Here is a 12,857-nt window from a genome sequence, read left to right on the forward strand (position 1 = left end):
AAAGGAGAAGACCATGACACTTGCTAAAGATATCGCTAGCCACCTCTTGAAAATTCAAGCCGTTTACCTCAAACCAGAGGAGCCTTTCACTTGGGCATCTGGTATCAAGTCACCGATTTACACTGATAATCGTGTGACACTAGCCTATCCTGAAACGCGTACTCTAATTGAAAATGGTTTTGTAGATGCTATCAAAGAAGCCTTTCCAGAGGTAGAAGTGATTGCAGGAACTGCAACAGCAGGGATTCCACACGGAGCTATTATTGCTGATAAGATGGACTTGCCTTTTGCCTACATCCGTAGCAAACCAAAAGACCACGGAGCAGGCAACCAAATCGAAGGCCGTGTAGCTCAAGGTCAAAAAATGGTAGTGGTTGAAGACCTGATTTCAACAGGTGGTTCTGTTCTTGAGGCCGTAGCAGCAGCTAAACGCGAAGGTGCAGATGTACTTGGTGTTGTAGCGATTTTCAGTTACCAATTGCCAAAAGCAGATAAGAACTTCTCAGATGCAGGTGTCAAACTTGTGACGCTTTCTAACTACAGTGAACTCATTCACCTAGCCCAAGAAGAAGGCTATATCACACCAGAAGGACTCGACCTTCTAAAACGCTTTAAAGAAGACCAAGAAAATTGGCAAAATTCTTAAAACATAGAAAATCAGGTAGTCGCTAGGATTACCTGATTTTGTTTTTAATACTAAAGTTGAGCGATAACTTCCTCAGTTGTCAAAACTTGGTTGGCAATGTAGCCGTAGTTTGTTAGTGCAGCTTGGTAGGCTTCTTCACCTGGAGCACCGACAGCATCGTTAACAACAATGACATTGTAGCCTAATTCTATGAGTTCACGCATGTGTGAATCCACGCAGAGATTAGCATTCATACCAGCCAAGATGACGGTGTCGATACCATTTTTGCGGAGTTGAAGGTTAAGGTCGTTGCTTTCTGGGCCAAAGATTTTATGTCCGTTGACAACAATAGTATCTTCATCCAAAAATGGTTTAATCTCTTCAATCATATCTGCTCCAGAGCCTTCTGGAATTGCTGAATACTGGCTATCACGCCAAAACATTTCGTTTTCAATCATCATCGTTTCACCAGCAGCTTTAAATTGCCACTTGTGATCGTGTGGATAGAAGTAGTGCGGTGAGATAAAACGCTTGTAGCCACGCTCTTTAGCAAGAGCTAAAAGCTTTGTCAGATTTTCAATAGTATTAACTTTTTCAAGAACATCTTTAGTTGCTCCGAATCCTTTACCAGTAGATTTTAAGAATTCAACTTGCGGGTCTGTGATAACAAATGCGACATTTTTCTGATTGAACATGAGGTTCCTCCTAATATGATTTGATTAACAGCCAATAGGAATTTAGACTGTTAGTTTGATGATTTTCCAAATGGTAGTTTTAGTTACATACTGACCGTTCGGTACAATTATAATAACATCTAAAATTGAATTTGTAAATTAATTTGCTCAGAACAAAAAATTTTAATGATAAAACAGTGGCAAAAGGAGGTGGTTTCAATTGTTTGGTCTCAGACTCTGAATCTGCTATAATAGGAAAAAAGAGAGGTGAGTAGATGAGCGTTAAAGAGCGTATTTTACAAAGTGCTGAGGAATTGATTTATCAGAAGGGTTATGTGGCCACCTCCATCAGTGACATCATGGAGGCAGCTGATGTTGGCAAGGGACAGCTTTATTATTATTTCAAATCTAAGAAGGAAATTGGTTTGACGGTCATTCAAGATATTTTAGCAAATTGGCGAAAAGAGCTTTTTGAAGATATTTTTGAAGCAGACAAGTCTGACAGTGACAAGTTTTCGGATATGATTGACTGGGTTTGTCAATTTCATGAAAGTCAGACGGTCTTTTATGGTTGCCCAATTGGTAATCTGATTGTGGAATTGTCCACAGAAGATGAGAACTTCCGCTGTCCTCTCAATGATTTTATGACCCAATGGACAGAGAAGTTAGCCAGCCTCTTGCAAGACCTGCATGCTGACTGGTCAGAAGAGCGGGCGCAGTTGCAGGCCCGTCAAGTCATCTCCAGTATTCAAGGCAGCATTGTCATTCTCAAAGTCAGCCAAGACATCCAAGTTTTAGAAAATAATATGACGGATTTGAAAAAGAATTATTGTTAATTTTTAGCCGAAGAATTAAAAGTATGTTAATTTATGGATTGTGGTTAAGAGGTAAGAATGACAACAGATATTAAAACTGAAATTGGTCATAGAGTAAGACAGGAACGTGAACGTCACAAATTGATGAGAGAAGAGGTCTGTGGACAGAAGCTGACTTAATAATCAAACAGCTGATGCGTACTGAGCTTGGGCAATCCTTGCCAACAATTACTAAGTTACAATATTTATCTAAGCGATTAGAAGTTCCGATAGATACTTTTCTTGAAAATAAAGAACTAGCTCTTCCTGAGGAAGAGTTGCTGAGTCTAGACTTGATTGAAAGAATATTAGACTTGATAAGAACAGGGACAGGTAGTTTCGCTGAAGATATTTTTGATGATTATTTTAAGCAAGTAACACTAAAGCAAGTTTACACATTCAATGATTTACTATTAATTGATTATTTTGCTATGCAATGTCAAGACTTGATTTATAGAAGAGAGCATTAGATGATTTTCGGATTAAGTTGTTGAAACAGCAATTAGTTAGTGATGAAATGTATAATGTAGAGCTACTATCAGTTCTTTGTGCCATAGCGGTTGTTTATGTTGTTCATAATGACTATAAACATATGATATCTCTAGTAAAAAGATGAATGAAATTTTATCAGTAACAACGTTGCAAGTCTATAAACCTGGAATTTCAGTATTTGAAGCTAAGTGCTATCTTTATTTTGAAAATGATAAAAATAAAGCAAAGGAACTTTATCACTCAGCAACTATACTAGCTGAACAATTTGATGATAAAGTATTAGAAAATGAAAAGATTATTTGAATTTCCATAACTTAAGAAAGTTCATCATTTTTAATTATCGCTGTAAAATGATTGAAAGTATGAAATTTCCAAACAAAATATTTGAAAAATTTTGAAAAAAGAGTTAGAATATTTTTTGTAATATACAAAGTAAACGCTTACTTATCAAGGAGGACATTTTATGTCATACAAAACAAGCAATGCAGAAGGTCATGTAGATTTCATCAATACCTATGATTTGGAGCCAATGGCGCAACAAGTTATTCCTAAAGCAGCATTTGGCTATATTGCTAGTGGGGCGGAAGATACTTTTACTTTGCGTGAGAATATCCGCGCCTTTAACCATAAACTCATCGTTCCGCATACTCTTTGTGATGTTGAAAATCCAAGTACAGAGATTGAATTTGCAGGTGAAAAATTGTCTTCACCAATCATTATGGCGCCTGTTGCAGCTCATAAATTAGCAAACGAACAGGGTGAAGTGGCTACTGCGCGTGGTGTGCATGAGTTTGGGTCCCTCTATACAACCAGTTCTTACTCTACTGTCGATCTTCCAGAAATTACAGAAGCCCTTCAAGGAACACCTCACTGGTTCCAATTTTACTTTAGTAAAGATGATGGAATTAACCGTCATATTATGGACCGTGTGAAGGCTGAAGGCTACAAAGCGATTGTCTTGACAGCAGATGCTACTGTAGGGGGCAATCGTGAGGTTGATAAACGTAATGGTTTTGTCTTCCCAGTTGGCATGCCGATTGTTGAAGAATACCTGCCAGAAGGTGCTGGAAAATCAATGGACTTTGTTTACAAATCAGCTAAACAACGCTTGTCTCCACGTGATGTAGAATTTATCGCTGAATATTCAGGACTTCCTGTTTATGTCAAGGGACCACAATGCCGTGAGGACGTTGAACGTTCGCTTGCTGCAGGGGCTTCTGGTATCTGGGTAACTAACCACGGTGGTCGCCAAATCGACGGTGGACCAGCTGCCTTCGACTCACTTCAAGAAGTAGCAGAAGCAGTTGACAAACGCGTACCAATCGTCTTTGACTCAGGTATTCGTCGTGGTCAACACGTCTTTAAAGCCTTGGCTTCAGGAGCAGACTTGGTAGCTATTGGTCGCCCTGTTATCTATGGCTTGGCTCTCGGTGGTAGTGTCGGTGTGCGTCAAGTCTTTGAACACTTGAATGCGGAATTGAAGACAGTTATGCAGTTGTCTGGAACTCAGACTATTGAAGATGTTAAACACTTTAAACTTCGTCATAACCCATACAACCCAACCTTCCCAGTTGACCCACGCGACTTAAAATTGTATTGATAAAACAGCTTGCCTCCACTTGATGTGGAGGTTTTTCTTCGTCTATAGGAAGAATAAATCACCATTGAAATCTATATAAATATATTTTCTAATCAAATATCTTGCTAGGGCTTTCATTTTTTGCTATACTGGTCCAGTAATTAAATAATAAAGACATTTGGGGTGCTTTAAGCTGAGATGATACCCATTGAACCTGATACAGTTAAGACTGGCGAAGGGAAATGTGAAACGTTTTTTCGTATGTCGAAATGAACGATCTAATCTTGTAAGTCAACTCTAATTCTTGATTGTAATTGGAGTTTTTTTGTTTATATAAGCTGGATGAAGGTGATACAAAGCATTTAGGTAGCTCTTCTTGAACGCCCTTGATTTTCTTTAAAAAGGTCAAGTAAAACTAGGATTTTCTTGGTATTTTGTTGATTACGAACGAGTAAAGAGAGGAAATGTAAATATGGAAACACAAGACTATGCATTTGAGCCAGGTTTGACTGTTGGAGAATTATTAAAAAGCAGTCAGAAGGATTGGCAGGCTGCAATCAATCATCGTTTTGTTAAGGAACTTTTTGCGGGGACAATTGAGAATAAGGTCTTAAGAGACTACCTAATTCAAGATTATCACTTCTTTGATGCCTTCTTATCCATGCTGGGTGCTTGCGTAGCCCACGCAGACCAGCTTGAATCCAAGCTTCGTTTTGCCAAGCAACTAGGCTTTCTTGAAGCAGACGAAGATGGTTATTTCCAAAAGGCTTTCAAGGAGTTAAAAGTATCTGAGAATGACTATCTGGAAGTGACCTTGCATCCTGTAACAAAAGCCTTTCAGGAGCTTATGTATTCTGCTGTATCATCATCAGACTATGCCCATCTTTTAGTCATGCTGGTCATTGCAGAAGGTCTCTATTTAGACTGGGGTTCTAAAGATTTAGCTCTACCTGAAACCTATATTCATTCGGAATGGATCAATCTCCACAGAGGTCCTTTCTTTGCAGAGTGGGTTCAATTTCTGGTTGACGAACTCAATCGTGTTGGGAAAGGTCTAGAAGATTTGACAGAACTTCAGCAACGCTGGAACCAAGCAGTTGCTTTAGAATTAGCTTTTTTTGATATTGGTTATGACGCCTAGAGAAAGTTTAGGATATTTACAAATTTGATGAGGTAATTCTCTTCGAAAATCAAATTCAAACCACGTCAGCTTCACCTTGCCGTACTCAAGTACAGCCTACGGCTAGCTTCCTAGTTTGCTCTTTGATTTTCATTGAGCATAAATCATTCAATGTAAATAAAAAAATTTCTTAACGAAAGATAGAGATAAATCGAAATCAGTAGATCGTATAAAGTGAAAAGGAAAGATTTCAATATGACAAGTTTAAAATTATTAAAAGAAAAAGCACCTTTGGTCATTTGCATCACCAATGATGTAGTAAAAAATTTCACAGCAAATGGATTAGTAGCACTGGGTGCATCACCAGCTATGAGTGAGTTTCCTGCAGATTTAGAGGATTTGTTAAAGTATGCTGGAGGTTTATTAATAAACATAGGAACATTGACAGATGAAAATTGGAAATTATACCAAGCTGCTTTGAAAATTGCAGAGAAATATAATGTCCCAGCAGTTTTAGATCCTGTAGCCTGTGGAGCAGGAGAGTATAGAAAAAAAGTAGCAGATGATCTAATCAACAATTACAAACTAGCAGCGATTAGGGGAAATGCTGGCGAGATTGCTTCTTTAGTAGGGATAAATGTGGCATCTAAAGGAGTAGATAGTGCGGGCGTAGATAATATTGATGAAATTGCTCTAGCAGCAAATGAGAAGTTCAATATTCCTATAATAGTAACAGGTGAAGTGGATGCTATTGCGGTAAATGGAGAAGTGGTAACGATTCATAATGGTAGTGCCATGATGCCAAAAGTTATTGGGACAGGATGTTTATTAGGTGCTGTAGTAGCAAGCTTTATCGGACTAGAAAAAGGTCAAGAATTGAAATCATTAGAAACAGCAATGTTGGTTTACAATATCGCTGGAGAAATGGCAGAAAAACGTCCCAATGGACATCTTCCTGGAACATTTAAAGTTGAATTTATAAACGCCTTATATGAGATTACAGATGAAGATGTAAAGGAATTCAAAAGAGTGAAGTAAAATGTTTCATAAAAAATTACTAAAACTATATTTTATTTGTGGAACGACTACTTGCCAAGGAAAAGATCTATATACGGTCGTTGAGGAAGCCTTAAAAGGTGGTATAACCTTATTTCAATTCCGTGAAAAAGGTGAGGGAGCACTGAAAGGTATAGAAAAAGTCGAATTAGCAATAAAACTACAGGATCTTTGTAAAAAATATAATGTTCCATTTATCGTTAATGATGATATTGATTTGGCAATGGAAATTGACGCTGATGGCGTACATGTAGGACAGGATGACCTTGGAGTTGATGAAATTAGAAAATTGATGCCAGATAAAATAATTGGTCTTTCAATAAAAAACAAGGAAGAATTTCAACAATCAAAAGTTGAATATGTAGATTATGTTGGTGTTGGTCCTGTATTTGATACCCAGTCAAAGGATGATGCTGGTGGTGCTATAGGTTATGAAGGTCTTAAATTGATGAGAAAACTATTGCCACAAATGCCCTTAGTTGCAATTGGTGGGATACAGACGCAACATATTAAAGACATTATGAAGGCTAATATGGATGGTGTTTCAATCATTTCAGCAATATCGTATGCAAAAAATATAGAAAAAACTGTTCGAGAAATGAGTGAACAATAGGTATCTATCCTTGGATTCTAAGTAAGTGGAAGTTTTCCTTTTCTAAAAAGATATGTCCAGATTCAGTTTAAATAGCTAATCTATCAAACAAGACATTTGGTTTTTGTAAAAGAAAGACTTGCTATCTTTGTGAGTGCAAGAGTGTGTTTCCCAGTTCAATTTCTTGAACTAGAATAAATCGTTTGTTATAATATTTATATAATTAAATAATAAAGACATTTGGGGTGCTTTAGGCTGAGATGATACCCATTGAACCTGATACAGTTAAGACTGGCGAAGGGAAATGTGAAATGGTTTTGTATTTATAGAAACTAACCATCTAATCTTGTAAGCTGAACTCTAATTTCTATCTGTAATTAGAGTTTTTTCTTTTACGAAACTGGATGAAGATGATACAAAGCATTTAGGTAGCTCACCTTGAATGCCCCACTTTTCTTTAAAAAAGGAGTTTTTTTATGTTGAAAAAATGGCAATTAAAAGATGTTATCTTACTTGCTTTCTTGTCTATCTTTTTTGGTGGCGTTTTTGTGGGTTCAGGTTATCTGTTTGATATCCTCACTCTGATTTTAGCCCCTCTTGGCTTGCAGGCCTTTGCCAATGAAATCCTCTTTGGTCTCTGGTGTATGGCTGCGCCCATTGCGGCCATCTTTGTTCCAAGAGTCGGAAGTGCAACGATTGGAGAAGTGCTAGCTGCGCTTGCTGAAGTCCTTTATGGTAGCCAATTCGGTCTAGGTGCCCTTTTGTCTGGCTTGGTTCAAGGTTTGGGAAGTGAACTTGGTTTTATCGTAACCAAGAATCGCTATGAAAGTTGGCTCTCTCTAACTGCCAATAGTATTGGGATTACGCTTGTTAGCTTTGTCTATGAATACATTAAGTTAGGTTACTACGCCTTTTCAGTGCCTTTTGTACTTTCCTTGCTAGTGGTACGCTTTATTTCTGTCTTTTTCTTCTGTACTATCTTGGTTCGTGCCATTGTCAAACTCTATCATCAGTTTGCAGCTGGAGGAAAGGCATAGATGGGGCTGGAACTACGAGCGATTCAGTCCCCAATTTTTTCAGAACCGATTGATTTTACTTTTCATGAGCAAGCCTTTACCTTGTTAGTTGGAAGCAGTGGTTCAGGAAAATCTAGTCTTTTTCAAATGATTGCCCAAGTCAGTTCTCTTCCCTATAGCGGTCAAGTCCTGATAGATGGGAGCGAGGTCAGTCAGCTTTCTATCATCGAACGTGTCCAGACGGTTGGTATTCTCTTTCAAAATCCCAATCATCAATTTACCATGGAGAACTTGTTTGAGGAGCTGGTTTTTACCTTGGAAAATATTGGGTATCCCGTTCAGGAAATTGATTCTAAAATAGCAGAGGTTGTCCAGCAATGTCGCTGTGAGAAGATCTTGCACCGTCCAATTCATCACTTATCAGGTGGGGAAAAGCAAAAGGCTGCTTTGGCTGTTCTTTTTGCTATGAATCCTAGGGTCTATCTCTTGGATGAGCCCTTTGCTTCCATTGACCGCAGGAGCAGATTAGAGATATTGGAGATTCTAAAAGAGTTGGCTTCTAATGGGAAGACAGTTATTTTGTGCGACCATGATTTATCTGATTATGAAGCCTATATCGACCATATGGTGGAGCTAATGGACGGACAACTAAGGGAAATAAATCAAATCCCTTCCTCTGATATGACACAGGTTTCTTCAAAGAATGTTGCTTCTAGTCCAGAACTATTCCACATGGATCGAATGACTTGTGAGCTGGATAAGCGCTCCCTCTTTTCAATTGCGGATTTTACATTCTACCAAGGGATTTCCTGTATCCTGGGTGACAATGGTGTTGGGAAATCAACCCTCTTTCGGTCTATTCTTCAATTTCAAAAGTATAAAGGACAAATTACTTGGAAGGGGACAGTCCTGAAAAAGAAAAAGAGTTTGTATCGTGACCTGACGGGTGTTGTTCAGGAAGCTGAGAAACAGTTTATCCGAGTCAGTCTGCGAGAGGAACTTCAATTAGATGGACCTGATTCTGAAAGAAATCAACGGATTCTCCAAGCTTTACAATATTTTGATCTGGAGCAGGTGCTCGATAAGAGTCCTTATCAATTAAGTGGTGGCCAGCAAAAGATTCTTCAGCTATTGACCATCTTGACCAGCAAGGCGTCTGTGATTTTGCTAGATGAACCATTTGCTGGTTTGGATGATATAGCTTGTAACTATTTTTGTCAGTGGATTGTGGAGGAGAGAAATCAGGGAAGAAGTTTTCTGATCATTAGCCATCGCTTAGATCCCTTGATCTCTGTGGTTGATTATTGGATTGAGATGACTAGTCAGGGTCTCAGTCATGTGAAAGCAGTGACAATTACCAAACCACTCACATCTCAGAGTAGTAATACCCAAGGGGAGGTGAGATAGTATGGTCAAAGTAGCAACCCAGACACCGATTATCAGTCTCTTCTTGCTGATTTTATCCTTGGAAACATCTTTCATTCCTTCGATTGCTCTTAATCTCTCGGTAGTCGCATTTTGCATTCTCTTTATGCTCTATTACCGGCGATTTAAAGTATTGGCTTGGATGATTCTGCTCGCCATTTTGCCATCCTTGGCCAACTACTGGGCAGTTCAGTTACATGGGGATGCTTCGCAGGCAGTCATGCTTGGAACGAGGGCCTTTGTGACCGTTTGTATTGGTCTTGTCTTTGTTTCCTCTATTTCCCTAAAAGAGCTTCTCTTGTACTTGGCTCAAAAGGGGTTATCACGCTCTTGGGCCTATGCCTTGATTGTGGTATTCAATTCCTTCCCCCTTATCCAGCAAGAAATCAAGTCCCTCAAGGAAGCTTGCTTATTACGCGGTCAAGAACTACATTTTTGGTCGCCCTTGATTTACAGCAAGGTTCTGATGACAGTCTTTAGGTGGCGCCATCTTTACCTGAGAGCCCTATCGGCGCATGGATATGACGAACATGCACAGGCGGAGAATCGCTATCGGACTTTTTATATTCCTCAAAGGACACTATTCATCTACCTGCTTTTCTTTTTATTGCTTCAAACCAGTCTATTTTTATAAAGGAGTTATTATGGAATTTACAGATATTGCGATGGAATTATCCAAGGAAGCTTGGCAGACTTCCTTTCATCACCCCTTTGTTTTACAGTTGCAAGAGGGAAATTTAGACCTGTCCATCTTTCGCTATTACTTGATTCAGGATGCCTACTATTTGAAGGCCTTCTCAGAAGCCTATCACCTCTTGGCTGATAAGACTTTGAATGAGGAAATGAGAAGACTCTTGAAACAAAATGCTCAGAGTCTAGTGGAAGGTGAGTTATTTATCCGCCAACAATTTTTCAAGGAATTAGAAATCAGCGACCAGGAAATGGAGCAACATCCAATCGCTCCAACTTGTTATCATTATATCTCTCACATTTATCGGCAATTTGCAGAGCCAAACTTGGGTATTGCCTTTGCGAGCTTGCTGCCTTGTCCTTGGCTATATCATGATATAGGCAAATCACTTAATCTTAAACCATCACCAAATCCTCTCTACCAACAATGGATTGAAACTTATATTACGGATGAGTTGGAGCAACAGATTAGAGAGGAAGAGGCTCTGGTCAATCAACTCTATCGAGAAAGTGACGAGACAGACAAGAAAAAAATGCTAGATGCCTTCCACATCAGTGTTCATATGGAAGCTAAGTTTTGGGAAATGGCCTACCAACATCAGACATGGAAAAGCGATTTACAGTCTTTAGAAACAGGAGAAGAATAGAAATATGAGAAAGCACCAATTACAGGTTCACAAATTAACCATTTTATCCATGATGATTGCCCTTGATGTAGTCCTTACGCCTATCTTTCGGATTGAGGGAATGGCACCGATGTCCAGTGTAGTCAATATTCTAGCTGGAATCATGATGGGACCTGTTTATGCCTTGGCTATGGCTACAGTGACAGCCTTTATCCGTATGACGACTCAAGGGATTCCGCCTTTAGCTCTCACAGGAGCGACTTTTGGAGCCCTTCTAGCAGGTCTCTTTTATAAGTATGGTAGAAAATTTTACTTTTCTGCTCTCGGAGAGATTTTGGGAACAGGTATTATTGGTTCTATTATTTCCTATCCTGTTATGGTACTCTTTACAGGATCAGCTGCTAAGCTTAGTTGGTTTATCTACACTCCTCGATTTTTCGGTGCAACCTTGATTGGTACAGCGATTTCCTTTATTGCCTTTCGATTTTTAATCAAGCAGGAATTCTTTAAAAAAGTTCAGGGATATTTCTTTGATGAAAGGATAGACTGATGCAGGCATTTACAAATCCTTTTCCTCTGGCAACGACTTCCCTCATTCACTGTATTACCAATGAGATTTCTTGTGAGATGCTAGCAAATGGGATTTTGGCTCTGGGATGTAAACCAGTTATGGCAGATGATCCCCGTGAGGTTCTTGATTTTACTAAGCAAAGCCAGGCACTCTTCATCAATTTGGGGCATTTGTCAGCTGAGAAGGAAAAAGCAATCCGTATGGCAGCTTCTTATGCAGATCAAGTTTGTCTTCCAATGGTAGTAGATGCAGTTGGCGTAACAGTTTCATCCATTCGTAAGAGCTTAGTTAAAGACCTTTTAGACTATAGACCTACGGTACTTAAAGGAAATATGTCGGAAATCCGAAGTCTTGTTGGCTTAAAACACCACGGCGTTGGGGTAGATGCGAGTGCTAAAGATCAAGAAACTGAGGATTTGCTTCAAGTCTTGAAAGACTGGTGTCAGATCTATCCAGGTATGTCATTCTTAGTCACAGGCCCTAAGGACCTCATCGTTTCGAAGAATCAGGTCGCTGTACTGGGAAATGGCTGTGCTGAATTAGACTGGATAACAGGGACAGGAGACTTGGTTGGAGCTTTAACAGCTGTTTTTCTCAGCCAAGGAAAGACTGCCTTTGAAGCTTCTTTCCTAGCGGTTTCTTATCTCAATATCTCCGCTGAGAGAATAGTTGTTCAAGGAATGGGATTGGAAGATTTTCGTTACCAAGTACTCAATCAGCTTTCACTCCTCAAAAGAGATGAAAACTGGCTAGATGCTATCAAAGGAGAGGTTTATGAATAGAGAAGCACTTAGACTATATCTGGTAACCAATCGCTACCAAGATTCCTTGCAAAGTTTTCTTGAAAAGATTGAGACGGCTTGCCGCTCAGGGGTTACCATAGTCCAATTACGAGAAAAAAATCTCACAACAAATCAATATTATCAACTGGCAAAACAAGTCAAGGAAATAACAGATGCCTATCAGGTACCCTTGATAATCGATGATCGTTTGGATGTTTGTCTTGCGGTTGATGCTGCTGGTCTGCATATTGGAGACGATGAACTACCAGTTTCGGTTGCCCGCAAAGTCCTAGGTCCTGAAAAAATCCTCGGTGTCACAGCTAAAACTGTAAAAAGAGCCCTCGAGGCAGAAGAAGGAGGTGCGGATTACTTGGGGACAGGAGCCATTTTCCCGACTACGACCAAGGAAAATGCACCCATCACTCTGATTTCAACCTTGAAGACAATTTGCCAAAGGGTTGTCATTCCAGTAGTTGCCATTGGCGGCTTGACATCAGAGAACATTGACCAACTTATCGGCACGGGCATAGCTGGTGTAGCTGTAGTGCGTGATTTGATGCAAGCAGAAGATATAGAGGCAAAAACGCAAGCCTTTTTGACAAAGTTGGATGACATTATTTTCTAATTAATACTCAATGAAAATCAAAGAGTAAACTAGGGAGCTAGTCACAGGTTGCAGATAAAGCTAACGTCGTTTGAAGAGATTTTCGAAGAGTATAAAAACTCTCTAATTCCCTTAAAGTGGGAACTAGAGA

16 protein-coding genes and 2 riboswitches are annotated in these 12,857 nt (G+C 39.3%); of the genes, 15 read left to right on the plus strand and 1 reads right to left on the minus strand.

Annotation, left to right across the window (positions count from 1 at the left end; genetic code table 11):
* Positions 1–13: 13 nt before the first annotated feature.
* Positions 14–646, plus strand: coding sequence for an orotate phosphoribosyltransferase (gene pyrE, locus ACLNCW_RS05780; RefSeq protein WP_000170895.1), 633 nt, complete (start codon positions 14–16; stop codon positions 644–646).
* 50 nt (positions 647–696) lie between these two features.
* Here the strand turns inward: pyrE and ACLNCW_RS05785 are convergent, their stop codons facing one another.
* Positions 697–1,320: a cysteine hydrolase gene (locus ACLNCW_RS05785; protein ID WP_004256189.1), complete on the minus strand. Its 624-nt coding sequence runs from the start codon at positions 1,318–1,320 to the stop codon at positions 697–699.
* 254 nt (positions 1,321–1,574) lie between these two features.
* Here ACLNCW_RS05785 and ACLNCW_RS05790 point away from each other — a divergent pair, with 254 nt between their 5' ends.
* The 14 genes from ACLNCW_RS05790 to thiE (ACLNCW_RS05855) all read left to right on the plus strand — a co-directional run bounded on the left by ACLNCW_RS05790 (position 1,575) and on the right by thiE (ACLNCW_RS05855) (position 12,727).
* A complete protein-coding gene (locus ACLNCW_RS05790; protein WP_000111607.1) occupies positions 1,575–2,135 on the plus strand; it encodes a TetR/AcrR family transcriptional regulator in 561 nt (186 codons plus the stop codon).
* Positions 2,136–2,308: 173 nt separating this feature from the next.
* The gene (locus ACLNCW_RS05795; protein WP_002880183.1) at positions 2,309–2,623 is read left to right on the plus strand and encodes a hypothetical protein; all 315 of its coding nucleotides are present in this window, start codon (positions 2,309–2,311) and stop codon (positions 2,621–2,623) included.
* A 142-nt stretch (positions 2,624–2,765) separates the two neighbouring features.
* Positions 2,766–2,948, plus strand: coding sequence for a hypothetical protein (locus ACLNCW_RS05800; RefSeq protein ID WP_002877065.1), 183 nt, complete (start codon positions 2,766–2,768; stop codon positions 2,946–2,948).
* Between the two features lie 160 nt (positions 2,949–3,108).
* Entirely contained in the window at positions 3,109–4,245 is a 1,137-nt protein-coding gene (gene lctO / locus ACLNCW_RS05805) for an L-lactate oxidase (RefSeq protein WP_000120714.1), read from the plus strand.
* Positions 4,246–4,393: 148 nt separating this feature from the next.
* Positions 4,394–4,482, plus strand: a riboswitch (TPP riboswitch).
* Between the two features lie 214 nt (positions 4,483–4,696).
* Complete coding sequence (locus ACLNCW_RS05810) at positions 4,697–5,365, plus strand: TenA family protein (protein WP_424845522.1); 669 nt, start codon at positions 4,697–4,699, stop codon at positions 5,363–5,365.
* Between the two features lie 234 nt (positions 5,366–5,599).
* Positions 5,600–6,382 carry a hydroxyethylthiazole kinase gene (gene thiM / locus ACLNCW_RS05815; protein WP_020900141.1) on the plus strand — a complete coding sequence of 261 codons (783 nt, stop codon included), beginning with the start codon at positions 5,600–5,602 and terminating at the stop codon, positions 6,380–6,382.
* Position 6,383: 1 nt separating this feature from the next.
* Positions 6,384–7,013 carry a thiamine phosphate synthase gene (gene thiE, locus ACLNCW_RS05820; protein WP_238096337.1) on the plus strand — a complete coding sequence of 210 codons (630 nt, stop codon included), beginning with the start codon at positions 6,384–6,386 and terminating at the stop codon, positions 7,011–7,013.
* 210 nt (positions 7,014–7,223) lie between these two features.
* Positions 7,224–7,312: riboswitch (TPP riboswitch) on the plus strand.
* 156 nt (positions 7,313–7,468) lie between these two features.
* Positions 7,469–8,029, plus strand: coding sequence for an ECF transporter S component (locus ACLNCW_RS05825; RefSeq protein ID WP_045607222.1), 561 nt, complete (start codon positions 7,469–7,471; stop codon positions 8,027–8,029).
* The gene (locus ACLNCW_RS05830; RefSeq protein ID WP_424845525.1) at positions 8,030–9,415 is read left to right on the plus strand and encodes an ATP-binding cassette domain-containing protein; all 1,386 of its coding nucleotides are present in this window, start codon (positions 8,030–8,032) and stop codon (positions 9,413–9,415) included.
* A 1-nt stretch (position 9,416) separates the two neighbouring features.
* Positions 9,417–10,067, plus strand: coding sequence for an energy-coupling factor transporter transmembrane component T (locus ACLNCW_RS05835; RefSeq protein ID WP_000241384.1), 651 nt, complete (start codon positions 9,417–9,419; stop codon positions 10,065–10,067).
* Between the two features lie 10 nt (positions 10,068–10,077).
* A complete protein-coding gene (tenA, locus tag ACLNCW_RS05840; RefSeq protein WP_004256208.1) occupies positions 10,078–10,770 on the plus strand; it encodes a thiaminase II in 693 nt (230 codons plus the stop codon).
* 4 nt (positions 10,771–10,774) lie between these two features.
* On the plus strand, positions 10,775–11,299 hold the full coding sequence (gene thiW, locus ACLNCW_RS05845; protein WP_049516544.1) for an energy coupling factor transporter S component ThiW: 525 nt from the start codon (positions 10,775–10,777) through the stop codon (positions 11,297–11,299).
* Entirely contained in the window at positions 11,299–12,102 is an 804-nt protein-coding gene (locus ACLNCW_RS05850) for a hydroxyethylthiazole kinase (RefSeq protein ID WP_001147718.1), read from the plus strand. Before thiW ends, ACLNCW_RS05850 begins: the two co-directional genes overlap by 1 nt.
* Positions 12,095–12,727, plus strand: a complete 633-nt coding sequence (thiE, locus tag ACLNCW_RS05855) for a thiamine phosphate synthase (protein ID WP_424845528.1) — start codon at positions 12,095–12,097, stop codon at positions 12,725–12,727. The genes ACLNCW_RS05850 and thiE (ACLNCW_RS05855) overlap by 8 nt, the downstream gene beginning before the upstream one ends.
* The last annotated feature ends 130 nt before the right edge of the window (positions 12,728–12,857 follow it).

Source organism: Streptococcus sp. CL6.22, assembly GCF_049738055.1.
In the GTDB taxonomy this organism is placed as follows: Bacteria; Bacillota; Bacilli; order Lactobacillales; family Streptococcaceae; genus Streptococcus; species Streptococcus mitis_DJ.

What these genes read in the sequence shown, in the direction of transcription:
- pyrE (WP_000170895.1), top strand. Translation starts at nt 14, where the DNA reads ATGACACTTGCTAAAGATATCGCTAGCCACCTCTTGAAAATTCAAGCC.
- ACLNCW_RS05785 (WP_004256189.1), bottom strand. Translation starts at nt 1,320, where the DNA reads ATGTTCAATCAGAAAAATGTCGCATTTGTTATCACAGACCCGCAAGTT.
- ACLNCW_RS05790 (WP_000111607.1), top strand. Translation starts at nt 1,575, where the DNA reads ATGAGCGTTAAAGAGCGTATTTTACAAAGTGCTGAGGAATTGATTTAT.
- ACLNCW_RS05795 (WP_002880183.1), top strand. Translation starts at nt 2,309, where the DNA reads ATGCGTACTGAGCTTGGGCAATCCTTGCCAACAATTACTAAGTTACAA.
- ACLNCW_RS05800 (WP_002877065.1), top strand. Translation starts at nt 2,766, where the DNA reads ATGAATGAAATTTTATCAGTAACAACGTTGCAAGTCTATAAACCTGGA.
- lctO (WP_000120714.1), top strand. Translation starts at nt 3,109, where the DNA reads ATGTCATACAAAACAAGCAATGCAGAAGGTCATGTAGATTTCATCAAT.
- ACLNCW_RS05810 (WP_424845522.1), top strand. Translation starts at nt 4,697, where the DNA reads ATGGAAACACAAGACTATGCATTTGAGCCAGGTTTGACTGTTGGAGAA.
- thiM (WP_020900141.1), top strand. Translation starts at nt 5,600, where the DNA reads ATGACAAGTTTAAAATTATTAAAAGAAAAAGCACCTTTGGTCATTTGC.
- thiE (WP_238096337.1), top strand. Translation starts at nt 6,384, where the DNA reads ATGTTTCATAAAAAATTACTAAAACTATATTTTATTTGTGGAACGACT.
- ACLNCW_RS05825 (WP_045607222.1), top strand. Translation starts at nt 7,469, where the DNA reads ATGTTGAAAAAATGGCAATTAAAAGATGTTATCTTACTTGCTTTCTTG.
- ACLNCW_RS05830 (WP_424845525.1), top strand. Translation starts at nt 8,030, where the DNA reads ATGGGGCTGGAACTACGAGCGATTCAGTCCCCAATTTTTTCAGAACCG.
- ACLNCW_RS05835 (WP_000241384.1), top strand. Translation starts at nt 9,417, where the DNA reads ATGGTCAAAGTAGCAACCCAGACACCGATTATCAGTCTCTTCTTGCTG.
- tenA (WP_004256208.1), top strand. Translation starts at nt 10,078, where the DNA reads ATGGAATTTACAGATATTGCGATGGAATTATCCAAGGAAGCTTGGCAG.
- thiW (WP_049516544.1), top strand. Translation starts at nt 10,775, where the DNA reads ATGAGAAAGCACCAATTACAGGTTCACAAATTAACCATTTTATCCATG.
- ACLNCW_RS05850 (WP_001147718.1), top strand. Translation starts at nt 11,299, where the DNA reads ATGCAGGCATTTACAAATCCTTTTCCTCTGGCAACGACTTCCCTCATT.
- thiE (WP_424845528.1), top strand. Translation starts at nt 12,095, where the DNA reads ATGAATAGAGAAGCACTTAGACTATATCTGGTAACCAATCGCTACCAA.